Genomic DNA, 25,360 nt, shown 5'->3' with positions numbered 1-25,360 from the left:
ACGTTTTACTCAAGTTAAGCTTAGGAAACACAGCTCAAGTGTCAAAGTTAACTTTCGTACCAAAAAATACAACTTAAGAAAACGTTAAACCCTGATATTAAAGACGAAGCGAGAATAGTTTGTGAAAAACTAAAGCCCACAAAATTCGCGTTTTTGTGAGCTTTTCCCAACTTTACACCACCATTACTGACTTATTCAACTGAAGTGAATGCGGGAATAATATAGTCTTGCATCATTTCTTGGTAAGGTGTTGGCCCCGCCATTTGCCAAGCAGTTCGCGCAACAACCAAGTTTAGTTCATTCACCACAGCGACGATCTGACCGCCATATCCCAAACCATAAGTGACACTATATGTTTTCCCATTGACCTCTGCATCACTTAGCCACCAGTAATATCCATAACTTACATCTGTATCGTTGGTATCTAGATACTTCTCAGTCGATCGCTCGATCCATCCTTCAGGCAAGATCCGTTCTTGTTGCCAGACACCATCTTGAGCAACAAGCTGGCCAACTTTTAACATATCTCTAGGGCGCATATAAGCCCCACCTGCTGCATTGCTTACACCACCTGCTTGCATCGACATATAGGCATTTCGGAAACAAAGCGCATTAATTGGGCTAGATTGCCAGTAGTCCGCGAGGTTCTTTGTACTACTCTTCTTCGCAATAATGTCGCCCACCACAGTAACTAAACCACCGTTGTACTGAAACTGAGTACCAGGTTGTACGGCAACATCGCGATCAAGGATAAACTCAACTGGATCAAGACTTGCCATTTCGATGGCTCTCACATTATTTGGGTTTTCGTAAGGTATCGACCATTCATCCCAATTCAGTCCTGCTCCCATCGATAGGAAGTGATGTAAAGTTAACTGTGATTTTTCGTTTTGAAGAAGCTTGCTGTAGGACGGTATTAGATCGGCAATTTTCGTTTGGTAACCGCCAATAAACTTTTGCTTGATAGCTGTACCTGTTGCTAAAGAAGTTAAGCTTTTACTGATCGATTGAATGGTATGGGGAAACTCAGCCCGCCAGCCACCGAAATACTCTTCGATCACCAATTTGCCGTCTTTAGCGATCAACAAACTGTCGGTATTCGCATACTTAGAATTCGGGTCTTTGCTCGTAGCAATTAGTGACTCAATAACTTCACGATTGTAGCGAGTATGTGTGTCTGCTTGCCACTCTTTGTTGTCGCAGTTGTTGACGTCGGCCAACGAATTCCACCAATAATCATCAAACAGCAGAGCTACGTCAGGCTCAATGCTACTCTTGTCTGCTCGGCCAAACGAACTAGTAAACTGGCTGTATTGAAAGCGCCCCGACTGATACTGCTGATCATCTTTGTGATAAAAGGAGCCAGTGAGCGGAATATTCGGGTCGACAGCTTTGAACTCACCCTTTTCATTGACCTCAATCGGCACAACTCCCCATGAGCTATACAGATACTGCTTGCCCTCTTGCTCGTAGAAGAACATATTCTGTGCGTCAGCATTTTCTGCTTCATACATTCCGTGGTGCGCCGTAAGCAACTCTGCACTGGAATTTGAGGAAAGCAGAGCAGCGCAAGTTGCTATTGACAATACCTTGAGAAACCGATTTCGTTTGAATGTAACCATCATTCTGACTCCCGATGTGTGCGAATGCCCCATTGTAATTAACTATTTGTTATTAAAGTTATTTGCCACTCGTATATGCGAGTGCCAATGCAATAAACGCAGCCAATACAATGCATGATATCAATATGAATATCTTGTAGGTCAGGAGAAATTGTTTAACTAAAATCACACTTTCCTTTTCTACGCCCCCTATAGTTTAACAAGGGATGAGTTCGCTCCTCTTAGCTTGTTTTAGCCTTTGACAAAACAACAATTGGCTACCCTACATAATGAATAAACAAAACATCTACCAAGTCTTCACCCGACTGTTTGGCAACACTAATCAAACCAATGCTCCTTGGGGAAGCATTGAGCAAAACGGCGTGGGGAAATTCAGCGACTTCACCGAAAAGGCATTGCAAGAGATCCGAAAGCTCGGCATCACCCATATTTGGTATACTGGCGTTCCTCACCATGCTGTCATTGGTGACTACAGTGATTTTGGCATTAGCAATGATCACCCTAGCGTTGTAAAAGGTCGAGCTGGTTCACCTTACGCGGTAAAAGATTACTACTCGGTCAACCCTGACCTGGCCGATGATCCTAGCCATCGTAACCAAGAATTTTCCGACCTAATTGCCCGAACACATGACGCAGGTATGAAGGTAATCATTGATATTGTACCCAACCATGTTGCGCGCGTTTACACAGGGCTGAACAATCCAGTTGGCGTGAGTGACTTCGGTGCGAATGATGATACTAGCCTTACCTACGCTAAAGATAACAACTTTTACTATATCCCAGACCAAGCGTTTGAACTTCCTGATACTTTAATTGAACAACCACCACTAGGGGGAGAACAACACCCTAACTTACTTAACCCATTTGATGAATACCCAGCAAAATGGACAGGCAATGGTTCGCGTCTTGCCAAGCCCAATCACGATGATTGGTATGAAACCGTTAAAGTCAACTATGGGGTAAGACCCGATGGCAGCAAAGACTTTGCAGCGCTACCTGAAAATTATCGATTTAAGTCTGCCAGTGAGCACTACCAGTTCTGGTTAGATAAAGAGGTCCCAGACTCTTGGGTTAAGTTCCGCGATATCGCTATTTATTGGTTAGAACAAGGCGTCGATGGTTTCCGCTACGATATGGCAGAAATGGTTCCCGTTGAGTTCTGGAGCTTTATGAACGCCTCAATTAAACACGTTAACCCAGAGGCCTTTATTATGGCGGAGGTTTACCAACCGCACCTGTATCGTGATTACATACAATTGGGCAAGATGGATTACTTATACGATAAAGTCGACCTTTATGATGCTTTGAAAGATATCATCCAAGATAAAGGCTCAACCAAAGAGATTGGCCGAATTCAGCATCAGCTACGCGATATTGAGCACCAAATGCTGCACTTTCTCGACAACCACGATGAACAGCGTGTTGCTTCTCCAGAATTTGCTGGAAGCGGCGAAAAAGGCAAGCCTGCCATGCTTGTCTCTGCTTGTTTATCAAGCTCACCAACGATGATTTATTTTGGCCAAGAAGTCGGAGAAAAGGGTGCAGAAATGGCAGGATTTGGCCAACCTTCGCGAACCTCAATTTTTGATTATATTGGTGTCCCTGCCCACCAACGCTGGATGAACAATGGCCTTTTTGACGGTGGACAACTTTCAAGATCAGAACTTGAACTGAGAACCTTCTACAGCAAGCTGCTTAACCTAACGTTGAACACCCCTGCGCTATGCGGTGACTATCATGACTTGTATGCCGCCAATTTCGCTAACTTTGCTGAAATGCAAGATAAGCTATATGCCTTTGCCCGCTCCAATGACGACCAAGCTATCATCATTGTAACTAACTTTAGCGATCAACAGTCTAAACAGGTCGAGCTAGTTATTCCTACAGAATTAGTGGACTTGTGGCAACTGAAAATAGGGGTTTACCCATTGGTTGATAAACTTAATGATCAAACCTACTCATTAAAGGTGAGTAATGAACAGTCAGTGCTTGAAATCGACCTTGCCCCACTCGCGACCCATTTTCTATGTTTAGATAATCTCAATCAGTTGAGGGATTAAGATGAAGTCACTTCCATTTATCTATCACGGACAGTCTTCTGATTGGCTAACGTTAGAAGACAAAAAACTTACCGTTACCTTAGCAACAGAGAAGGCGGTTAACTTTACCAAAGTTATGCTGCGACATGAGCCGGACAATGAAGAGTATCTGGTTGAGCTGACGTTAAGCAAAAGCAGTGCCCATTTAAACTACTGGAAAGCTAGCTTTCAACTCAACAGAGATCGAGATGTCACTCACTATGTGTTTAAACTGTTAACTGAAAATGGACAATATTGGCTTGATGCCAAAGGCATTTCAAAGCGAGTTGCACCTAAAGAAACACACTTTAAATACAACGCCGAGCATCAACCTCCAAGTTGGGTGCAAGAACAAGTTTTCTACCAAATATTCCCTGACCGTTTCTGTAATGGACGACCAGAAATCAGCGTTAAAGATGGCGAGTATTTGGTATCTGGTGGGAGAAAACCTGTCGTTACCAAACAATGGGGAGAGCCTGTAGATACAAGCGGTGGTAACGGCGGCTGTGAATTCTATGGCGGAGATTTATACGGCGTAGAAAGTAAACTAGACTATCTGCAACAGTTGGGGGTAACAGCGCTGTACCTTAACCCGATTTTTACTGCGCCAAGTAATCACAAATACGACACCTCAAATTACCTAGAGGTTGATCCTCATTTAGGCAGCAATGAGCACTTTGCTCACCTTTGCCAACAACTGCATGAACGAGAAATGAAGATCATGCTTGATGCAGTGTTCAACCACACCTCAACCGAACACCCGTGGTTTAACTTGCAAGGGCGACAAGATTCTCTTGGTGCCTATCAATCCCCTCTATCTCCATACCGTGATTACTATTTCTTCAACGGTGATAGCCAAGAGTACGTCGGCTGGAAGGGAATACGTTCATTACCCGTACTCAACTTTGAAAACCAACAAGTGAAAGATTATATATATGCCACCAACGATGCTGTTATCAAGCACTGGCTGAAACCACCCTACCAAATTGATGCTTGGCGCTTTGATGTGATCCATATGCTTGGTGAAGGTGAAGGTGCAGCAAACAACGCCCATTATGTAAAAGCGTTTCGAGATTCGGCCAAGCAAGTTAACCCAGATTGCTATGTGTTAGGTGAACACTTCTTTGAAGCTACCCAGTGGCTACAAGGTGATCAGGAAGATGGCGCGATGAACTATTACGGTTTTGCTCATCCGCTAAGAGCACTGTTAGCCAAACTCGATATTGCTTTTGACCCTATCGATATCAGCATTAACGAGTTTATTGATTGGCAGGCGGAAGCACGCGCCAAGCTGCCGTGGCAAAACCAGTTGGCCCAACTTAATCAACTAGACAGCCACGACACTGCACGCTTTCTTGAACTGGTAAAACACGATCCTCGCTTGTTTAAGCTCGCCTGTGTTTTGTTGTTTAGCTACGTAGGTACGCCTTGTATCTATTACGGTACCGAACTCGGCATGATGGGCAGCCATGACCCAGACAATCGACGTACTATGCCATGGGAGCAAGTGGAAAGCTCACAGTACTTCGATTGGCTTCAACAGTTGATTGCGATTCGAAAGGCTCACCCTGCACTACAAAAGGGTGACTACATCCCCATTCATCATGATGATGAGTGCTTTGTCTTTGCGCGAACACTTGGCCAAGACATCCTATTGTGCGCTTTCAACCTGAGCGACAAAACTGTCCATCGTAAGCTTCCTGTCTGGCGGGCAGATATTCACACTTGCGAGTTTCATGGTGAGCTATGCGGAGAAAGGACATACGCTGCAAATGGATTGTTAGACCTGTCTATCCCTCCTCGCTCTAGCCTACTGCTAACAGCGGATACGTAACCAGTTAAGTTCACACTATTGACAATCACACAAGCGGCACATTGGAAACAATGGGCCGCTTTATTTGACCACAAGCACACCTTTAATCTGTGGTATAGCTTTTTTCTATAGCCAACTCTCGAATATCTATTTTCCCATTGGATAGAACAGGGGTAACTTGGCACTAAAGTTAATGACATGGATTGATAGTGATGAACAAGTACCTAAAACCTCTTTCTATTCTAACTCTGGCTATACTCGCATCTAGCCCTGTTGCAGCGATGACCGAAGGCGAAATTACGATTTGGATAAACGGTGATAAGAGCTATGAAGGCTTAGCGAAAATCGGTAAACAGTTTGAACAAGATACTGGGGTGAAAGTCATTGTTCAACATCCAGAGTCATTAGAAGAACGTTTCGAAAAAGTCGCTGCAAAAGGTATGGGGCCAGACGTTATCTTCTGGGCGCACGACCGATTCGGCGGCTATGCAGAGGCTGGGCTATTGAAAGAACTCAACCCAAGCCAAGAATTTAAAGATAAGCTTGTCGACTTTAGTTGGGATGCCGTCACTGTCAATGGCAAGATCATGGGTTATCCAATGGCGGTAGAAACACCGTCACTCATTTACAACAAAGACTTATTGCCAGAACCACCAAGAACATGGGAAGAGCTAGCCGGTATTCACAAACAAATGGCAGCGCAAGGCAAGCAAGCAATCATGTGGGATGTGAAAAATGCCTACTTTACCTGGCCAATGATTTCAGCCGGAGGTGCCTACGCATTTGAGAAAATAGAAGGCGGCTATAACGGACAAAAAACCGGCGTTAATAACCAAGCTGGCGTTAAAGGGCTTCAGTTTCTGGTTGACATGGTCAATCAGGGTGTCGTGAATCCGGACATGGATTACTCGGTATCTGAGGCTGCATTTAGTAAAGGGGAAGTCGCCATGACCATTAACGGCCCTTGGTCTTGGGGAAACCTCGATAAAATGGGGCTCAACTATGGTGTCGCTAAGCTGCCAACCCTGAATGGAGGTAAAGGGAATCCATTCGTTGGTGTACTGAGTGCAGGCATTAATGCCGCCAGCCCAAATGAAGACTTGGCTATAGAGTTCTTGGAAAACTACTTGTTTGTCGATGAGGCTCTAAAAGTAATGAACGATGATAAACCGCTTGGCGCTGTAACGCTGAAAAGCTTCCAAAAGATCCTTGAAAGTGATGAGCGAATAAAAGCAACCATGACCAACGCAGAAAATGGCGAGATCATGCCAAACATTCCACAAATGACTGCTTACTGGTTCGCTGAAGGCGCAGCGATTGACAATGCGATGCAAGGCAAACAAACCGTTAAACAAGCGCTTGATACGGCGGCGAAGCAAATCGTCAAATAGCGAATCTTAACAACCTACTTTTTAATTTTGACTTGTTCAGTCCTTTTGCCGAGAGTTTAACTCTCGGCTTTTTTTACAATTAAATCGATCAAAGCTTGAGTCGGCTGAGTAAAATCCCCAACTTTGGTGTAAATTCCTACCTGACCAAGTTGCTCTTCATTTAGCCACAGTAAGGCTAGACCTTGGTTTACAAAGTACTCTTCCAGCTTTGATGTATAAGGCATAATGGCATTGCTCATTTTAACCACATCAATACTGGCCGAAAGTGAGTCTAATTCGTAGGTAACTTGGGTGTTTTGCGCAGCCACCGTAAACAATTCTGCACCTTCTTCTGTCAGCACATCACCATGACGCGCGTGATCCGGTGTCACCTTGACTAATGGATAGTCGGTGGCTTTTTCGACAATGCTGGCTTTTGCCCTTAGAGGGTGCTGTGGTCTCACATACCAAGCTTCACTTTCTTGAAAGAGCGGAATAAATCGCACACGGTGACGTGAGTTAATCCCTATCACTTCATGGCCAACAAACAAATCTATTTCATCGTGAATCAAATGATGTAGCATTGATAAACCATTGCCGAACTCAATGTGCATCGAACTATTCGGAAACTGTCTGGTGAATTGCTGTACGGCATCTGCCCCAAAGCACTCCCACCACGCCTCACCGATACCCAACTTGACCTTGCCACCACTTCTAAGCTTCATGTCAGAGAGCTGGTGCATCATCTGGGTGTGCTTTTCTTGCACTTCTTGAACATAGCGAAAGTAAACCCAACCATATTCGGTAAGCTCCACACCCTTCGACTTTCGAACAAACAAGTCAGTACCAAGTTGTTCTTCAAGCTTTTTTATTGCGGTAGTGAGCGATGGCTGGCTGATAAAAAGCTTATCAGATGCGGCTTTAATGCTGCCCTGACGAGCCACTTCGTAAAAATAGCGATACTGCTTGTCCATAATATTACGCGGAAGTTTTCGTTAGCTAGAAGCGTAACGCGTGATATTGATTTTTTCTATAGCCCAATTCAAACAATCAATTATTATTACTCACGTTCATTCGCTATAGTTTGGATCGTTAACCATTTCAATTAGGGCGTATAAAATGGAAAAGCGTTGGTGGCATGACAGTGTGGTATATCAGATTTACCCACGCAGCTTTTGTGATTCAAACAACGATGGGATTGGTGACCTACAAGGCATAATCTGTAAGCTCGACTATCTAAAGAATCTAGGTATAGACGTCATTTGGCTCTCTCCGGTTTATCAATCACCAATGGATGATAACGGTTATGACATCTCCGACTATCAGGACATCGCACCTGAATTCGGCACCATGGATGATATGCGACAGCTTATTGAACAAGCCAAACTGCGTGGTATCCGTATTGTCATGGATTTAGTGGTGAACCACACCTCCGACGAGCACCCTTGGTTTATAGAAGCCAAACGTAATCCAAACAGTGAGTATCGCGATTTCTACATCTGGCGCGATGCCAATCAAGATGGTACGCCTCCAAGTGCTATTGACTCGATCTTTGGTGGCAGCGCTTGGCAATGGAACGAAGAAAATCAGCAGTACTTTTTCCACTTATTTTCAAAACGCCAACCCGATCTTAACTGGGAAAATCCCAATCTGCACAATAAAGTGTTCGAGATGATGAACTGGTGGATTGATCAAGGCATCGGGGGATTTCGTTTAGATGTTATCGACCTTATCGGAAAAGAAATCGATAAAGGGATCACCGGCAATGGCGAACGTTTACACCCACTGCTGAAACAAATGAATCAAGCAACCTTTGGTAACAAAGACTTACTTACCGTTGGCGAAACCTGGGGAGCGACACCAGACATTGCCAAACTGTATAGTGATCCAGAAAGGCAAGAATTGTCCATGGTGTTTCAATTTGAACACATCACCCTCACATGGCAAAACGGCGACAAATGGCAACCTATTCCACTCGACTTAAATACGTTTAAGCAAGTGCTGACCAAGTGGCAAGTTGAGTTAAAAAACCAAGGGTGGAACTCGCTATTTTGGAACAACCATGATTTGCCGCGTGTCGTATCAAAATATGGCTGTGATAAACACTACCGCGTCCGATCAGCCAAAATGCTCGCAACAACCCTACACTTTATGAAAGGGACGCCCTACATCTATCAAGGTGAAGAGATTGGCATGACCAATGTTGCATTTGAAACCATTGAACAATATAAAGATATTGAAACACTCAACTTCTACAAAGTGAAAACCGAATCCGGTGTCAGTCATGAACATATGATGACAGCCATCCATGAAAATGGACGTGACAACGCGCGTACCCCAATGCAATGGAATAGTGACCATCATGCCGGCTTTACCAATGGTACTCCGTGGATAGAGGTCAACCCAAACTACACAGAAATCAATGTCGCTAAAGCACTTGCCGATAAAGACTCAATCTTCTATCACTATCAGCAACTTATCTCGCTGCGTAAAGCACACCCAGTGATTGTCTATGGCGATTTCATCCCGCTACTGGAAGATCACCCACAACTGTTCGCCTATGAACGCAAGGGGCTTGAAGAGCACATTGTGGTATTTAGTAACTTCAGTGCTGAATCCATCAGTGTTGAGCTACCCAACCACTTGGTTGGTCAGCAGGTCAAGACCTTAATCAGCAACGGTCACTCACTCGAGTCGCTCAGCAATGAAATAGACCTCGAACCATTCGAATCTATCGTAGTTAAGCTCTAGTCAATCGTTTTATAAATTAGTAGGCTATGTAATATCTGAGATGAGTTCAGAAACGCGACGTTTATCAATATCCTAAAACTCATGTTGCAATATTTATATAAATCTATGTAAAAAATGTACCATGATGACCCAATACTAAAAAGTATGACTTACGTAATGTATGGTAGTTGGGGACGACGCGTTTCAAACATCGCTACTCACAGTACATAATCTAGGTTTAAGCTGGCCAGAATTACTATGATTGAAAAAGATCTTAACTTACTAAAGTTTTTGAAGGTGCTGAGTGAAGAAAAGCAAACGGTACTTGCAGCGAAGCAGCTAAAAATTAGTCAGCCTACAGTGAGTGCAATGCTGAAAAAGTTGCGAGTTGAGTTTGACGATAATCTCTTCATTAGGAATAAAAACATTCTAGAACCCACCCCTAGATGTGAAGAAATACTTGCTCAGTTACCCGAGCTATTTGAACGATTAGATAACCTATATCTGGATAAGGACTCATGGGACATCAGCAGTGTGGAAGGAGATATACAGATATTTTTGCCCTCTCCTCTGATTGATATAATCGCTCCCTCATTAGTCAATAAGCTTTGTATTAGTGCACCGAACGCGACAGTTGAGTGCTCTGTTTGGACTGAAAACACCGTACGCCAACTAGAACAATCCCCGAACGCTTGGGGCGTGTGTTATGAGCCCGTTCAAAGCAGTAAAAACCTTATCGGCAAGTTGTTGTACGAAGATAGATTTATGTTGGTAATGCGCGAAGACCATCCTATACAAAACAATCAGTTAAGTGAGGTTTCGCAATACCCTGTCTGCGTAACTATCATTCCTGGGTTTGCCGAAGGTTCTAGGATGGAAATGTTTATTAAACGATATAAGCTTGAGAAGAAGATTAGTGCGAGGGTAAGTAATATGAGTTTAATGTTTGAGCTTTTGCAAGATTCAGACTTTATCGGTTCAACGTCGAGGCTACACACCAAATGCCTTCCATCAGGAATCCGCACTATGGCAACGCCTCCAGAAGTAAACCCAAAAATATTAAACAAAAACCTCTCTTTTTTCTCTAGCCAGAGAAATCGCAATAACCCAATAGCAGACTGGTTATACGAGGAAATAAAAACGATCATCGACGCTTTAGTTTAGCGTTTCAGCAATATGCGAATCAGTTATCCTGATTCGCGCTATCAGCCATTTTATACCCTGCATTTGTTAGAGTTCTCAGCAGCAAAACAAACCTGAGACTCATCAATGACAGTACCAAAATATTCCCTTCCACTTCTTATATCACTCGCTGTGAATAACGCGTATGCGCAAGATATCTTAGAAAGAGATCGCCTTCTTGGAGATATGGGCGGGTTGAAAAAAGAGACCGAGAGCTTAGGCGTATATTTTGATGTGGAATACACTTCAGTATTTCAGGCAGACAATACTGATGACTCAACAAATACCCTTCTTGGCAGACTTGATCTGAAGACGACACTTAATCTCTCACAGATGGGGTTATGGAATGATGGCAGCCTGCATTTTCAGGTACAGGCACATCATGGTGAAAACGGTCAACGCGGTTTTGTTTCCAGCCCATACATCCACTCTAATACAGCTGGCTTTATGGGAGATGATCTATTTCTTTCTTCTTTCTATTACCTCCATCATTTTGAAAGCGCCAGTTTATTAGTAGGTAAAATTGATGCCTTTGAACTACTTAAAGATGGCACATTCTATGGTGGTGCTGGGCGATATGGCTTCATGAATCTCGCTTTTTCTGCTCCTCCGAGCGGCATCATTCCACCCGCATTTCTGGGTGCGATGGTTAACTGGAAAACAGACAAACTTGACTGGTCTGCCATGGTTTTTGACCCCAAAAATCGCTACTCAGAAGATAGCTTTTCAAACCCGTTTTCTGATGGTGTTGCCGCGTCTATTACTGTCTCACATACACGAGAGCTCTTTGGACGAACCAGTAATTTCAGTGTTAGCGGTTCCTATTCAAACTCAGAGGGGAAAGACCTTGATAGATTGTTTGATAGAACCGCTAAAGTAGATGGCAAATATAACTTCCGAGTGCAGGCTTCCCACAATCTGTTCGAATCAGAAAGCAACCCGGCTCATTCATGGGGAGTGTATGCCCGCGCAGCAACTGCCGATGGCAACCCCAATGCTCTTGAAAGTACGTTTACTGCTGGAATAGGTGGAAAGTCATTTATTGCGGACAGGCATCAAGATCAGTGGGGAATTGGTTACTTCAAGAACAACGTTTCAGATGAACTACAAAGTTCATTGCAGATCGAACAACTCCCCTCAAGTCTGGAAGATGAGAATGGAGTGGAGATCTACTACAGCTACGCATTGACTCCTGCTGTCAACATCACGGCAGACGTCCAATACATCGAATCGATGGACGATACAAGTAACCTCTTATTTGGGCTGCGAACCAATATTCGTCTATAGACTAAAACCAGAAATAACCATAAATAAACCAATTAACTTCGGAGTTTGACATGAGCAATTCAACTATTGATATTGGCAGACGTAACCTACTCAAAGCAGCAGGAATTGCAGCGGGTTCTACGATCATAAGTAGCTCTATAGCTGGTAATGCAATCGCTCAGGATAATAGCACTGAAGCATGGAACGCTGGTGATGTTAAGCACATTATTCCTACAGCTAATGCTGATCGTTTTTTAATTAAAGTCTCGTTTCATAGCAGGCAAAAGAGCCAGCCATATATGGCTATAAACGGCAGAAAAATCCCAGGTAAACAGAGCGATCCCATCGGACGATTCTGGCAGTTTGACATTACCGACCTGAAACCAGATACCCAGTACAAGTTACAGCTTGTCAATAGCGGTGGTACGGTTTTATGTGACTCCTGGCCACTGAAAACATTCCCAGCACACGGTTCAATGCCTGAAAAAGTGAGAATACTTGCCTACACCTGTGCTGGTGGTGATGACAATATGTCTCCAATTCCAGGCAAAACTAGCTGGCTTAACATGGATGTGCGCAAACACTTCTTAGCTAAGGCCATGTCATTTGAACCTGATCTCGTGATTTCTAATGGTGACCATATCTATTGGGATATGAAAACTTTTCTAAACAAAGAGTTTGCTGCCAACTATTTGAAAAACGAGTTCTGGCCTAAGTATGGTGACCCTATTGATTATTCCAGACCTATGCTGTCGAAAGAGAATATCAATACGTTTCTGGCCATATGTGACTACCAAATCTCAGAGCTATATGGAGTGACGCTTCGTTCGACACCTTCGTTCTTCATCACTGACGACCACGATTACTTTGAGAATGATGAGTACACGAACGATCTTGCCGTTATGCCACCAGACGACTACGGGTTAAGCGCCAGACTGGAAACTCAATCCCTCTACTATCCAGAGTTTTTGCCTGATGCCAACCAGCCGGAGTGGCTGCAAGGAGCGGATCACCGAAATATTGCTGAAGGTTCAAACTCAGTATTCGGAACCATACGTTACGGTGACCTGATTGAAGCGGTTCTCTATGACTGCCGCCGATATGCAGACTATAAGGGGAATCATGCTCAGTTATTGCCTCAGTGGACGGAAGACTGGCTTATTAACAGAACCCACTCTGAAGATACGAAGCACTTTATGCACTGTCCTTCACTACCTTTTGCATACTCTAGCGGAAAGTTAGGAGACTGGTATCCGGATGCGTTAGATGCCCAGGCGAACAAACTCGTATTGTACAAACAAAAGCAAGGCTGGCAGGCAGGTTGGTTCGCTCAGCACCAACGATTAATTAAAGCTATTTCAGCTCAGAAGAAACGCACCCCACTGATTGTTCAGGGAGACTTTCATGCCAGTGCAGCAGGTAGCATTCATCGTAGCGGTAGTCTGGATTTATCAGACAATCCAGTTCATGTAATTACATCTGGCGCGTTGGGAACCGGAGATTTAGGATTCCCATCGTTTATCCGCAGCATTGAAAGTCAGGCGTCGGGAATGATTGGTGTAAACACAGCTCTACCACCGACGGAAAAGAATGGTTTTACCATCATGGATATTACGCCAGAAAAAATTACATGCTCTCTATACACCTGGAGACCACCTCAGGACGTTCGAGAGATAGACACGATGAAGCCGACCATTGTCTACGAAGTTCCAGTAAAGGCTTAACCTAAATGAGCGCCCTAAGAATCAGGGCGCAACTCAGGAACTCAACTATGCACATCGATTACCGCTGGATTTTGGGCGCATGCCTTACACTATTAGCAATGAGTACCTCCGCCAAGACTTACGACTCAGTGGGCGCTCTAGAGCAAGCATTAAGTGAGTGTCAGGATCACGCGACTAGTACTCAAGCTACTTGCCTTTCTGAAGCAGTAACCAGTGATGGCCTTAAGCAACAAAGACTGGCTCAGGAAATCTACTCATGGCAAGAAATAGAAAAAATTATTTCTATTTTTCCGATATCAACCAATGTCGTGGTGGAAAATTTACTCATAAATAAGTCCGTAAGGCTAGCAACAAGAGATCGCATGGCAATCATCAACTTACAGATTTCAGCAGACCACACAAAGTACAGAGTAAATAAGTTTTCGTTGGTAAGTGGAGAGTCGTCAGTAATGGATAATGTCTGTGGTAGTAGTTGCCATAGTTGACCTAATAACAGGTGTAATCAGAAGCATTCCACCTCTCTCACATGGCTAGGGTATATTGCTTGCCATACTAGGAAAAAACTCATGATAAAAAAATATTTAATTATAATATCTGGTCTGTTATCTGCTTTTTCTTTGCATGCTAACGAAACCAGTGAGCAAGATATGTCTGATCCTATGGCGGTTTATACCGGGGGAGAGATCATTGCTGGAAATAAGGGTCTTGGTGCAACCTTTCAATTCGGCCTAAATAAAGGGGATTGGGGTCTATTAGGAAAAATCGAAAGCAAAAACAACTTTGAAAATTACCGTGCACGTTTTTTTGCACCAAACAGAACAACCGGCACAGGCCTTTTTGTTGATGCCGGACATGATTTTTCTGACCCAAACAAAACCACGAACTATGCGACTGTGGGTTTAATGCAAGCATTTAAGTTATCCGATAAATGGAATTTATATAGCGCTTTGACCTATGGAAAGACTTGGGAAGAGAACGACCTATTTGAAGAAACGGATATCGTAACAAGCGTTAACTACCTGAAATACGATTTTGCAGATCAATTCTACCTTCAACTGGTCCCCCAATATACATACGGTTTGAATGGCGAAGAAACTCGCGACTTATCTGCTGAAGTACAACTTGGGTACAAGGTAAACAAAGACAATATTATATTGCTAAGCGGTGACTCAGATAATAACACCTGGTTGACGTTTCGAAGTCGTTTTTAATTACATAACCCGTAATTGTAAAAATATCGTGGCACCTAATTTCATGGTGCCATTCATTATTTATACATCCTTAATTTGGTGAAATTAGCCTATAACCTGACAATTGAGAGGATGATGATGAAAATACTGATCGTCGAAGATGAAGTAAAGACAGGTAATTACCTAGCTAAAGGGCTATCAGAAGCGGGATTTAATTGTGAGTATTCCCCAGATGGTGTGGATGGCTTGTATAAAGCCACAAGTGAGCCATTTGATTTGATCATTTTGGACGTAATGCTGCCAAATCTCGATGGTTGGCAAGTATTGAAAACCCTAAGAAGTAGTAATATTCACGTCCCAGTGCTCATGCTAACGGCCAAAGATCGCGTTGAAGATCGAGTGAAAGGACTGGAAATGGGTGCCAATGACTATGTCTTAAAACCATTCGCTTTTGTTGAGCTCCTTGCCCGAATTCGGAATGCACTTAGAAAATCAACCCCTTTGAACGCGAGCACAACTCTTACCGTTGCCAACCTTTCAATGGATCTCGTTCGTAGAAGGGTCACACGAGACCAATGTGCGATAAATCTTACTGCCAAAGAGTTCGCATTGCTTGAGCTATTTATGAAAAAACAGGGCGAAGTGATGTCTCGTTCGCAAATCGCCTCTTCCGTTTGGGATATGAATTTTGACAGTGATACCAACGTTATTGATGTTGCAGTAAAGCGGCTACGTTCAAAAGTAGACAACGACTTTTACCCCAAACTTATCCATACCATACGCGGGATGGGTTACTTATTGGATAACGAATATGAGTAAAAAAAAATGGTTCAACTCGATATCAGGCCGACTCAATGTTTCTTATTTTTGCGCCTCCCTACTTGTATTGTGCTGTGTTAATACTGTCCTATTTCTTTCAATCGAACATCATTTCTACCAACAGGATCACCATGTCTTGACTCAGAAGTTTGCAACAATTGACAAACTGCGCATAGAAGGAGACTTTATTAGTAAGTTTGGCAGCTTCTTTTCTTCCAGTGAAACCAAGCTTTGGCTAATCTCTAATAACGAGCTGATTTATCGATCTCAACCAGTTCCCCTTCCAAACGACTTCTCACTTGAAAGCCCACTGTTAGAGTGGTCAACTGGCAATAATTACTATAGAGGTCAGCTATTTAAACTCGAAAATAGCCCAGACACATACGCAATCTTAGGTATAGGAATCGACCATCATCGCGCATATCTGCAAAGCTTTGGTCAAGTGCTTTTGCTTTCAACCATTATCGCTAGCCTAGTCAGTGGCTTTTTAGGCTTTACAATCGTTAGCAGAGAGCTAGCTCCCTTGAAAAGGCTAGAAGCTCATATGCAAATGATATCCACCAATAAGCTCGACATTCGAATCCCTCTAGTTTCATTTCCTAAGGAGCTGCTACCTCTTGTTGATGTAGTGAATCAAATGCTTACTAGATTAGAATGTGAGTTTGAAAGGCTGTCTGATTTTTCATCGGATATTGCTCACGAATTGAGAACTCCTTTGGCGAACATGATGACACAAACACATGTAGCACTATCTAAAGTACGTTCGATAAACGAGTATCAAAATATTCTAGTATCTAGCTCAGAAGAGCTAAACCGATTGAATAAAACCATTTCAGATACCCTGTACCTAGCGAAATCCGATCACAACCTTCTTATGAAATCTCTTGAAAGGTTTGACTTAGCCAATATGTCTGAAGAACTTATTGGATATTACGAACTGGCAGGTGAAGATAAATCTTTATCTTTTAAATTAGTCGGCCATGCTGAAGTAGTAGGTGATAGGACGATGATTAAGCGAGCCATAAGCAATTTACTATCAAATGCCGTGAGGCATGGCAATGAAGGTTCAACTATCACCATCAAGATACAAAGGATTAAGCTCATAACAGAAATTTCAATATCTAATGAGGGTGATCCTATTCCCACTGAATCGCTCCCTCATCTCTTCAGTCGATTTTATCGGGTGGACAAGTCGAGAGCTCATTCAACCAGTTCTGGTTCAGGGTTAGGTTTGCCTATAGCCCGTTCTATTGCTCAGCTACATAACGGTGACGTATCTGTAACATCGGAGCACAACAACACGACTTTCACGCTTTCTTTAAAAGATTTAGAAACACGTTAAACCCGATCTATTCTGAGAATGTCAAACTCAATGAGCCCCGCTGTAAGTCAACTTTCCTATATCGCTATTTAGTTTGGTCTCTTTTATAAGATGACAAAAATGTCATCTTTGCGACCCTTTTCTGTCAGGTTAGTACCGTTATTATTGCTTCAACTAAACAACACCGGAAACATGCAAAATGAATAAACTATCAACTATCTTTCTTACTTCAGTATTATCCATCGTTAGTACACAGGCACTAGCTCACCCGCTTGAGAGACTTATTGAAAGAAATACTACTCTTTATACAGAAAGCACTGAAAGTAAGGAAAGTGCTTACGAAGAAGCAATGTCAATGCTGACAGAGCTTAAAGCAAGCTCATCTATTGAACTCAAACAGCAATTGGACGTTTATGCCATAAATCTAGTGCATAAGAGCATTAGTTTGGATGAAGGTACATACATCACAGCACAAGAGTATATGAATGAAGAAGGAGAACTTCTTTACAAAAGGGTTCTCAATATTGCTTACCAGTATTTGCAGTTAGAGAGTAACAGGTAGACTCCCCAATTTTGATACCACTTAGCGAGGCCACTGAGTCTCGCTAATTAGATCAATTGTTCAATCTGGCTAATAGTGGTTTGGGCTGACTGATAATTGACTTGAAGTTCTACGATGCCTTCAGCCGTTTGCACAAACAGCGAGGGGAAGCTATTACCACCTATGCTGCGTGCGAAATCTACCTCGCGCATAAACTCTTCATTTAAGGTGACCGAGCCGAAATCGGATTCAAACCGCTCGATATCCAAGCCTATGCTGTCGGCAAGATCTATCAGTACATCACTGTCACTTGGGTTTCGCGCTTCTAGATAATAAGCTGATTGAATGGCACTGAGCATCTGTTTCTCCGCACCCTGTTTGCGCGCAGCCAATACCGCTCGACATGCAGGGTAAGTGGAACGCCTAGGAAGGTTAGTGTTCCAAAACTCATAGTTAAACTGAGTTCCGAGGAAGTCTTCAATTTTTCGCCAATGCGAGACTATTTGTCGCTGCATTTCAGCTGGCATTGGCAGATCAGAGTCTGGGGCTAGACCGCCCACTACGTACTGAATTTCGATCTTGCCCTCTAAAATTTGGCAAATCTGCTGCCACACAGGCTTATAACCCCAGCACCAAGAACACATAGGATCATAAATGTAGTAGAGTTTATTTTCGGCCATCCACTTTGCTCCGGAGTGTTGTTGATAGCTTTAAGCATAATCGCTTGCCATCAAATTGCACTAAATTCCAGTGAGCAAATTTACAGCAAGATCACCAAAGGTTTGTAAACTGGCTTTGCATCGCTCGACTGACAGGCAGTTTGGCGTTACCAATTACAACCACCATTTTGCCGGTAATGACTTTTTTAACTTTCTCGACGGCCGAAACATTGATAATGGTTGATCTGTGTATCTGCCAAAAATTCTTTGGATCAAGTTGTTGCAATAACTCTTTTAATGACGTTCTCAATAGGTATTCAACAGTTTTATCTTCTTCTTTGGTAAATACTGAAACATACTTATCTTCCGCCTTAAAGTAGAGCACATCCGAGATAGAGATAAGATGGATATCCTCCCCTTTACTGGCTCGTAGCCAGCTCAAATAACTCGGTATCGATTGATCTCCAAGTTGCTGAATTTGAGTAAGCAATGTCGCCATATCTGGCTGGTGAGGTGCAGATGCACTCTCAAGGCGCTGCTTTATCTTTGATATACACTGCTCTAGTCTCTGCTCGGATAAAGGCTTTAATAGATAGTCAAGTGCGTTAGCCTCAAATGCTTGCAGTGCATACTCATCATATGCAGTGATAAACACAACTTGAGTGCAGCTGCCCATTTTACCTAACGCTTTCGCAGCAGACATACCATCTAATTGAGGCATTTTTATATCTAGAAAAACAACATCGGGCTTTGATTGCTCGATCATCTCTAAAGCTTCTTTACCGTTTTTCGCTTGACCAGCAATCTCAAGTTGCGGCCAAACGTCGGCGAGCATTTTGTTTAGATGATGTCTCAATAGCGGCTCGTCATCTGCAATTACTGCGCTGTATCCCTTATTCGTCATGAAACCTTCCTGTTAAGAACTGACTCTAGCAAATGGCACTTGGATCACCGCCTGAACACCACCCGATGTCGACTGCTTAATGGTAAGACTCGCTTGAGGGCCATAAAGTGCTTTCAGTCGCTCTTTGGTATTTTCTAATCCAATCCCATGACCAGTACTGTTCGGTGCATTCGCAAACCCTACACCAGAATCTTCCACTTCAATCACCATAAGCTGTTCTTTTTGCGAGACTTCGACAGAGATCTCGCCTCCATCAACTTTGGGTTCGATTCCATGCTGAATGGCATTTTCGACTAAAGGCTGGAGTAACAAAGGGGCAAAAGTGACCTCTTCATTGACCGAGTTATTTATGGTGTAGCTCAAACGCTCACCCAAGCGTATCGTCTGAATGGCTAAGTAGGCGTCGACTAATTCTAATTCTGCGCCTAGGGTCGATGTCTCTTGACGGCTGTTTTGTAACGTCCCTCTAAGCAAATCCGTTAGTTTTTCTAACATATGCTGAGCGGCCTTGGGATCTTGGCTAATCAAGGCACTAACATTGGCGAGTGTATTGAACAAAAAGTGTGGTTCGATCTGACTTTGCAAGTGGCGTAGTTGGCTCATCACCAAAGCCTTCTCTTGCTCAGATTGAATACGCTTAGCGGTCTCTAACTCCTTTTGAGCAATCAGTTTCTGCTCGTGATTATAAAAATAGAAAAAGCAGATCGCGGAAAATATAAAGCCAAGAATCACAACAGATTTCATCTGACTGAGATCAGAGAAAGTCTCATAGTCGTTTAACCACCAATACGCATTGGCTGTACCAATTACCATTGCACAAGTAATCGCTATCCCCGTAACTATTAGCTTTGATAGCTGCGGCCAAAACCTGTATACAACTAAAGAACTTACCACCGAGCTATAACCAAAACCTAAACTGATCACGAGGTGTTCAAGATACGCGCTCGGCCAGATTGTTTTCGTAACCACAGCAATCACTGCACAGAAGATGCTCGTGTAACCAAAACTTTTTAAAGCACCTACTGTGTCAGTCGTCGATTGGGTCATTAGAATTTCCCTCTTAGATTAAGAAAAATCATACGCTTATCAGATAAATTTGCATATAGAGACTCACTGTCACCTGTCATAAAACGGGCTGCAAGTTCCACAGAAAATGACGCAGAGCCAGAATCGTAGACTCGATAATTTAACCATTGGGTAGCAATCATACCCTGATCCTGTGGCGAATATAAAAGATCAAAGGTTGGGGTCAGGTTATCAAGCCATAGAATCTCGTTCGTCCATACCCACTGACTCCAGCTTGTAGAATCTAGAGACCAGTGGAACATCACGTTGTGTTGTACGAGGTTAGCATTGTTTAAACCCTGAGCATAAGAAGATGCCAGCGGCTTAAGTTCATTATGGTTAGAAAGTGAAGCAACGCGATCATACGCATTATTCCACTCCCCTTTACTCCAACTTCGACTGTCATACCAATACTCTAAGATGATGTTATTACCCACTGCGTTTGCCCAGTTGAGTCCAACTAACGCTTGAAAGCCATCCTTTTCCTCAACCAAATTGACAGGGATATTACTTTCACCTTGTGCATAACTATGGTACTTACGCTGATAGAGTACGGAGCTGTGAACAGACCAGGCATCATTGAGCACCGTAACAAATGAACCACCGAGCAAACCTTGTCTAACATCATCATAGTAAGCAAGCATTTGCCACTCACTATTACCCCAAAGAGCATAACGCCGGAAGCCTAAACCTTGTTGCTCCGACGCGTCTTCTAGCTCGCTGCCCTTTTGCTGCGTCCATGAAGAGTCGCTGTATACAAGGCTCCATTCCCCTGACATGTCAAAGTACGAAGCCATCGCAACACCGGTGCCTTCTTCCACCTGAATCCCAACTGGGTTTCTTCGATAAGGTTTAAAGACATCAAGTGGGCGATAGCCGTAACCTACCCCCCAATCGAGTCGTACTTTGCCTAAGGTCAAATCTATTGGGGTGTTAAACAAATCCACACCACCTTGCCAAAATAGTTCTTGGATTATCAGCTCACCATCATAAGATTGAGATGAATCCGAGCTATAGATTTGGTTTGCTTTAGCAGCAATCAGACCAGTAAAACCATACCCTTCTAGTTGTAAATCTAGAAGCGCATCGACGATTTGGGTGCTTTTTTCGTCCGGAGAACCTAGCAACGCCGAATCACGATGTTCAGCTGTGTTGGCACTTAGCGTATAGTCCCAATCAAAGCGGATTTCATCAGCGATTACCGATGTGGCAAGCACCATTGAACTGATTAACGCAAAGCACAGTTTCATCTACAACTCCGATACTGCATTACGAGTAAGATAGGCAGGATTGTAGTACTTGTCTTCAAGCTCAAAAGGCATGATTTCTTGATACTCAATCACCGTCTTTTTCGCAGGCTGAATTTGGTCGAGTAAGATCATAGCGACAACACGCTGCTGACCGTCACGCTCTCCTGGGGTAAACCAAGCTTGTTTGGCCAATTTTCCTGAACGCAGGTAAAGGTCAGCTGTGATCGGAAAATCATTACTTTCATCTAGCCACAATTCGATTTTGGAATAACTGGCGCCCTTAGTTGTTGCTCTTAGGCGTAAGTGATTCACTTGCAACGATTCACCATCTACATCCAACTGCTCAGGTTTTACAAAAGTCGCGTGGTAATCTTCGCTCCAGGTTAGCGTTGAAATATCTCCTACAGAGGCTTCACCCAGCAACTTTTGCATCGGTGTAATTCGAATCGGGCGGCGGCTTTTCGGCATCACTAGCCAGTAGTTGTCTCCCAACATCAACATCTTTTGCCCCGCTTCAACCTGTGACTTAAACAAGACTAAAGACTCTCGGTTAGGGCGAGTGTAAACATTGTATTCACGCGTTTTATCTAGCTCGCCATTTTCAAACAAACTGACCAACGAGACTACTTTCGCTGCATCGGTATCAAGGCGATATTGGTCAGCATTTTTAACCATAGTCACCACATCTTTGGCCATCACCGTTGATGCCGCTGCGGCAAGCAACATACCAATAGCTATCTTTTTAATCGAACTAAACATAAATCAGTGCCTCCGTGATTGGTTTCTTAACTCCTTTCGATGCCGATAACCATGCTGCGACAACACAAATGATCAACACACCTATTGCCGTTGTGATAAGTAGCTCTGGTGAAAAATAGATATTAAGCGGATAACCCTCGCTTCGACCAGGAGGAGGTGGCATTTGCACATCCACCACCATAAGCAATAAGCTAACGATAAAATTCAACACCCCACCAATCGAGGCTCCAATCATGGCAAGCAGAGCAGATTCTCTAACAAACCCAGATACAATCTCACCTGGGTAAGTACCTAAAGCCGAAAGTGTTCCAATCTCTCTTGTGCGTTCAGTGACCGACATTGTCATGGTATTAAACAACGCAACAAACACGACCAAAGCCATTACCGCGCCCATGATGCCAAAGATACGGTCATAAAGATCTTTCACCTTGGTATAGAAAAACGCGCGATCTTGCCAAGGCGTGATTTCTACAGGTTGTTTAAGATCCATCGCTGCAAGTTGCTCTTCTACCCATTGTTTCATTGGCAGTGTTTGCTCTGTGTCGAACAAGAATACCGACAATGTACTTACCCTGTCGCTACTCAAAAGCTCTTGGGCAGATTTAATGTGAATATAAAGCTGACGCTTGTCGAGTTCAGGAACACCCGTTGAGTAAATGCCTCTTACTTTATAGTCATAGGCGTTGAGCGCACCATCGCTTGTTGTTGCCAATAACGTCACCCAGTCTCCGGGTTCAACACTTAAGTTGCGCGCCAAATCCACACCTAGCATCACTTCTGGCTCACTTGGGTCGTAACGTGATGATTGAATGCTCGACAACGTTTTGCCTTGGCGCACATCCAAAAATGGCCCCTTCATATCAAATTCACGCTCATTGACTCCAGTGCCAACAAAAATGGTTGATTTACTGCCGTTAGACACAAGCCCTGTAAACTCAATTCTCGGCTGAACCCCACGAACGTTGTTATTAGCTAAAATGCGTTGAGTAAGTTGAGTCCCGTCAGCTAAACCATTTGCGAGTGGCATCTCTTCATCTTTCTCAAAAAATCTTGGCTGGCTAATAGTCAAATGGCCGGTATCTCTTGCCGTCGACTCTTGCAGAGAGTCATAGGTATAAAGCCCGAATCCACCAGCCGATGTTAAAGCAAAAATAGCGATCGCAATGATCAATAACGACAAAACGCTACGACGTTTATTTCGCTGTAGGTTAAGATACGCAATACGCAATGATTGTGGAATTAGCTTGCCCATTTCATTGGCTCCTTATTAATCGTACCGTCTAGTAGGTCGATGCTTCGGTCACACTGCACCGCCATACGTGGGTCGTGTGTGGCAACAATGAAAGTTGTGTCAAACTCGTGCCCAAGGCTTTTCATCAGATCAATAACGACCGAGGCGGTGTGGCTGTCTAAACTTGCGGTTGGTTCGTCGGCGATCACCATTTGTGGCTTGTGTATCAATGCTCTGGCAATTGCAACTCGCTGTTGTTGCCCACCAGAGAGGTTATCTGGGCGATGGTTGGCAAATTCTTTCAAACCAACTTTGTCCAAAATTTCGATGGATTTTCGTTTCTGATCTTGAAGAGAGTAACCATTCAACATCAGTGGATACGCAACATTTTCCCACGCCGTCATCACAGGTATTAGATTGAACTTCTGAAATACAAACCCCAGTTGATTTCGACGCATTTGAGCGGCTTTTAGGTTATCTTTTGGGTATGCGATGCCAGATAACTCTATTGAGCCTTGATAGTCCATATCCAGTAGCCCTAGTATATTTAACAGAGTACTTTTTCCTGAACCAGAAGGACCACACAACGCGACCATCTCACCTTTATTGATCTCACCACTGACCTGGCTTAAGGCTTCAACTTGCTGCTGCCCTATTTGATATGTCTTACTGAGTTGCTCGAAACGAATCATAACGCCTCCTTAAGCAGCCGAATCTAAAATGGCTGTTGCTTGTAATGTCATCGGGTGGTTAGGGTTACGAGCTTGCATCTCCGCTACCCATTTTTTTGCTTGAGGCTTATCTTCCGCTCTAAGTGCTGCTTGAATGGCGTAAATATAAACCCAAGAGATCGCGTCGTAGTGCTGCGTGGTGAATGAGTTATCGGCTAACAAATCAAGGAAGATGTCATAACCACGTTCAAAGTGATTAAACATATCGGGTAAAGAAGCAAAGGTTGAGCCCGCTATCGATCTCGCAAGCAACGACTCAGGTAACCCCTGACGATAGTCTTGCTGTTCAATAGGTGTGGCTTGAGCGTGCAATAAGTCCAACCCTTTGCTGATGGTCGCAAGCCCTTGCTCGGTGTACTTCATCTTGTTCCAAGGCATAAACGCGTCTCGGCCCATTAGGGTTTGGGTACTGCCCAAATAAACTAAGCTCAATGGATCAACACCTTGCTGTGAAATCTGTTGTTCGAGTTGCTGATACACCTGTTCAACTTTGTCTTCATCGCCTTCTGCGGCGAGATTATATTGCGCGATCAACTCTTCGCTTGGGGCAGCCATAACATGTGCCGCCATAAGTAAGCTCACACCCAAGATACTTGCTAATTTTGCTGAATTCATTTGCCTATTCCCTTGCCTGTTTTGATAGTGAAAGACTAACTAGACAACAAAAAGACTGCAGCACTATGTGACAAATGGAAAAAATCGGGAGTGAATGGTCGAAAAGAGGATTAAATGGTTAAGGTATAAGCCATTGATGAAGGTGCGGCGGTAGCATTTAAGCACTATGATCGTTAAAGTAGCGGCAAGATTAAACCACCCGTTGATTCAATGTGGTCGTAAAAACAGAAGTAGACAGAGACTAATCCAATGATTAATGACGATAGAATTATTGCTGACCTAACCGAACTTGAAGCGTTCCTCGTTGCGGTAGAAAGTGGCGTTCTTGGACTAAGCAATGCTGCGGGCGTAGTATTAGCAACCCTTAGTATCAAGTTTGAAGTGCGACACTTGCTACAGATGCGCATGAATATACTCCGTTGGTGTCCTATACCCAAGTCTTTTGCGTGGGCGCGTATTTAATTTGTGTGCAATTTCATTGCAGAGCTTC

The 25,360-nt window shown here is 43.5% G+C and carries 23 protein-coding genes; 13 read left to right on the top strand and 10 right to left on the bottom strand.

Annotated features, from left to right (window positions below; genetic code table 11):
• Positions 1-191 precede the first annotated feature (191 nt).
• Positions 192-1,625, bottom strand: coding sequence for a serine hydrolase domain-containing protein (locus ZX61_RS17945; RefSeq protein WP_049845969.1), 1,434 nt, complete (start codon positions 1,623-1,625; stop codon positions 192-194).
• 266 nt (positions 1,626-1,891) lie between these two features.
• Between ZX61_RS17945 and ZX61_RS17940 the strand changes: the two genes are divergently transcribed.
• The 3 genes from ZX61_RS17940 to malE all read left to right on the top strand — a co-directional run bounded on the left by ZX61_RS17940 (position 1,892) and on the right by malE (position 6,904).
• Positions 1,892-3,682, top strand: coding sequence for an alpha-amylase family glycosyl hydrolase (locus ZX61_RS17940; protein ID WP_049845968.1), 1,791 nt, complete (start codon positions 1,892-1,894; stop codon positions 3,680-3,682).
• 1 nt (position 3,683) lies between these two features.
• Positions 3,684-5,534, top strand: a complete 1,851-nt coding sequence (malZ, locus tag ZX61_RS17935) for a maltodextrin glucosidase (protein ID WP_049845967.1) — start codon at positions 3,684-3,686, stop codon at positions 5,532-5,534.
• Between the two features lie 191 nt (positions 5,535-5,725).
• The gene (malE, locus tag ZX61_RS17930) at positions 5,726-6,904 is read left to right on the top strand and encodes a maltose/maltodextrin ABC transporter substrate-binding protein MalE (protein ID WP_049845966.1); all 1,179 of its coding nucleotides are present in this window, start codon (positions 5,726-5,728) and stop codon (positions 6,902-6,904) included.
• 56 nt (positions 6,905-6,960) lie between these two features.
• Here the strand turns inward: malE and ZX61_RS17925 are convergent, their stop codons facing one another.
• Positions 6,961-7,857, bottom strand: a complete 897-nt coding sequence (locus ZX61_RS17925) for a LysR family transcriptional regulator (protein WP_049845965.1) — start codon at positions 7,855-7,857, stop codon at positions 6,961-6,963.
• A gap of 145 nt (positions 7,858-8,002) precedes the next feature.
• Between ZX61_RS17925 and ZX61_RS17920 the strand changes: the two genes are divergently transcribed.
• From ZX61_RS17920 to ZX61_RS17880, 9 genes are all read left to right on the top strand, one after another.
• On the top strand, positions 8,003-9,634 hold the full coding sequence (locus ZX61_RS17920) for a glycoside hydrolase family 13 protein (RefSeq protein WP_049845964.1): 1,632 nt from the start codon (positions 8,003-8,005) through the stop codon (positions 9,632-9,634).
• Between the two features lie 237 nt (positions 9,635-9,871).
• Entirely contained in the window at positions 9,872-10,777 is a 906-nt protein-coding gene (locus tag ZX61_RS17915; RefSeq protein ID WP_049845963.1) for a LysR family transcriptional regulator, read from the top strand.
• Positions 10,778-10,927: 150 nt separating this feature from the next.
• On the top strand, positions 10,928-12,082 hold the full coding sequence (locus ZX61_RS17910) for a carbohydrate porin (protein WP_235431354.1): 1,155 nt from the start codon (positions 10,928-10,930) through the stop codon (positions 12,080-12,082).
• Between the two features lie 50 nt (positions 12,083-12,132).
• Positions 12,133-13,785, top strand: coding sequence for an alkaline phosphatase D family protein (locus ZX61_RS17905; protein WP_049845962.1), 1,653 nt, complete (start codon positions 12,133-12,135; stop codon positions 13,783-13,785).
• Positions 13,786-13,832: 47 nt separating this feature from the next.
• Positions 13,833-14,270, top strand: coding sequence for a hypothetical protein (locus ZX61_RS17900; RefSeq protein WP_049845961.1), 438 nt, complete (start codon positions 13,833-13,835; stop codon positions 14,268-14,270).
• Positions 14,271-14,351: 81 nt separating this feature from the next.
• On the top strand, positions 14,352-14,996 hold the full coding sequence (locus ZX61_RS17895; protein ID WP_049845960.1) for a hypothetical protein: 645 nt from the start codon (positions 14,352-14,354) through the stop codon (positions 14,994-14,996).
• A gap of 117 nt (positions 14,997-15,113) precedes the next feature.
• The gene (locus ZX61_RS17890) at positions 15,114-15,794 is read left to right on the top strand and encodes a heavy metal response regulator transcription factor (RefSeq protein WP_049846312.1); all 681 of its coding nucleotides are present in this window, start codon (positions 15,114-15,116) and stop codon (positions 15,792-15,794) included.
• The gene (locus ZX61_RS17885) at positions 15,787-17,136 is read left to right on the top strand and encodes a heavy metal sensor histidine kinase (RefSeq protein WP_049845959.1); all 1,350 of its coding nucleotides are present in this window, start codon (positions 15,787-15,789) and stop codon (positions 17,134-17,136) included. The genes ZX61_RS17890 and ZX61_RS17885 overlap by 8 nt, the downstream gene beginning before the upstream one ends.
• 178 nt (positions 17,137-17,314) lie before the next feature.
• Positions 17,315-17,677, top strand: a complete 363-nt coding sequence (locus ZX61_RS17880; RefSeq protein ID WP_049845958.1) for a DUF3316 domain-containing protein — start codon at positions 17,315-17,317, stop codon at positions 17,675-17,677.
• Positions 17,678-17,724: 47 nt separating this feature from the next.
• On the opposite strand, the gene ZX61_RS17875 is transcribed toward ZX61_RS17880, so the two are convergent.
• The 8 genes from ZX61_RS17875 to ZX61_RS17840 form a co-directional block, all read right to left on the bottom strand.
• The gene (locus ZX61_RS17875) at positions 17,725-18,336 is read right to left on the bottom strand and encodes a DsbA family protein (protein ID WP_049845957.1); all 612 of its coding nucleotides are present in this window, start codon (positions 18,334-18,336) and stop codon (positions 17,725-17,727) included.
• A gap of 91 nt (positions 18,337-18,427) precedes the next feature.
• A complete protein-coding gene (locus tag ZX61_RS17870; protein ID WP_049845956.1) occupies positions 18,428-19,219 on the bottom strand; it encodes a LytR/AlgR family response regulator transcription factor in 792 nt (263 codons plus the stop codon).
• A 12-nt stretch (positions 19,220-19,231) separates the two neighbouring features.
• Positions 19,232-20,266: a sensor histidine kinase gene (locus ZX61_RS17865; RefSeq protein WP_049845955.1), complete on the bottom strand. Its 1,035-nt coding sequence runs from the start codon at positions 20,264-20,266 to the stop codon at positions 19,232-19,234.
• A complete protein-coding gene (locus ZX61_RS17860; protein ID WP_049845954.1) occupies positions 20,266-21,534 on the bottom strand; it encodes a hypothetical protein in 1,269 nt (422 codons plus the stop codon). Before ZX61_RS17860 ends, ZX61_RS17865 begins: the two co-directional genes overlap by 1 nt.
• The gene (locus ZX61_RS17855; RefSeq protein WP_443083330.1) at positions 21,535-22,260 is read right to left on the bottom strand and encodes an outer membrane lipoprotein-sorting protein; all 726 of its coding nucleotides are present in this window, start codon (positions 22,258-22,260) and stop codon (positions 21,535-21,537) included. It abuts the gene before it with no gap.
• A gap of 25 nt (positions 22,261-22,285) precedes the next feature.
• Positions 22,286-23,545 carry an ABC transporter permease gene (locus ZX61_RS17850; protein WP_049845952.1) on the bottom strand — a complete coding sequence of 420 codons (1,260 nt, stop codon included), beginning with the start codon at positions 23,543-23,545 and terminating at the stop codon, positions 22,286-22,288.
• Positions 23,533-24,216, bottom strand: a complete 684-nt coding sequence (locus ZX61_RS17845; protein ID WP_049845951.1) for an ABC transporter ATP-binding protein — start codon at positions 24,214-24,216, stop codon at positions 23,533-23,535. The genes ZX61_RS17850 and ZX61_RS17845 overlap by 13 nt, the downstream gene beginning before the upstream one ends.
• 9 nt (positions 24,217-24,225) lie before the next feature.
• On the bottom strand, positions 24,226-24,870 hold the full coding sequence (locus tag ZX61_RS17840) for a hypothetical protein (protein ID WP_049845950.1): 645 nt from the start codon (positions 24,868-24,870) through the stop codon (positions 24,226-24,228).
• Between the two features lie 249 nt (positions 24,871-25,119).
• Between ZX61_RS17840 and ZX61_RS17835 the strand changes: the two genes are divergently transcribed.
• On the top strand, positions 25,120-25,332 hold the full coding sequence (locus ZX61_RS17835) for a hypothetical protein (RefSeq protein WP_049845949.1): 213 nt from the start codon (positions 25,120-25,122) through the stop codon (positions 25,330-25,332).
• Positions 25,333-25,360: the final 28 nt, after the last annotated feature.

The organism is Vibrio sp. VPAP30 (assembly GCF_001188205.1).
GTDB classification, from domain to species: domain Bacteria; phylum Pseudomonadota; class Gammaproteobacteria; order Enterobacterales; family Vibrionaceae; genus Vibrio; species Vibrio bivalvicida.
Note: the sequence above shows the minus strand (reverse complement) of the source record. Positions and strands in the feature narration are given on the sequence as shown.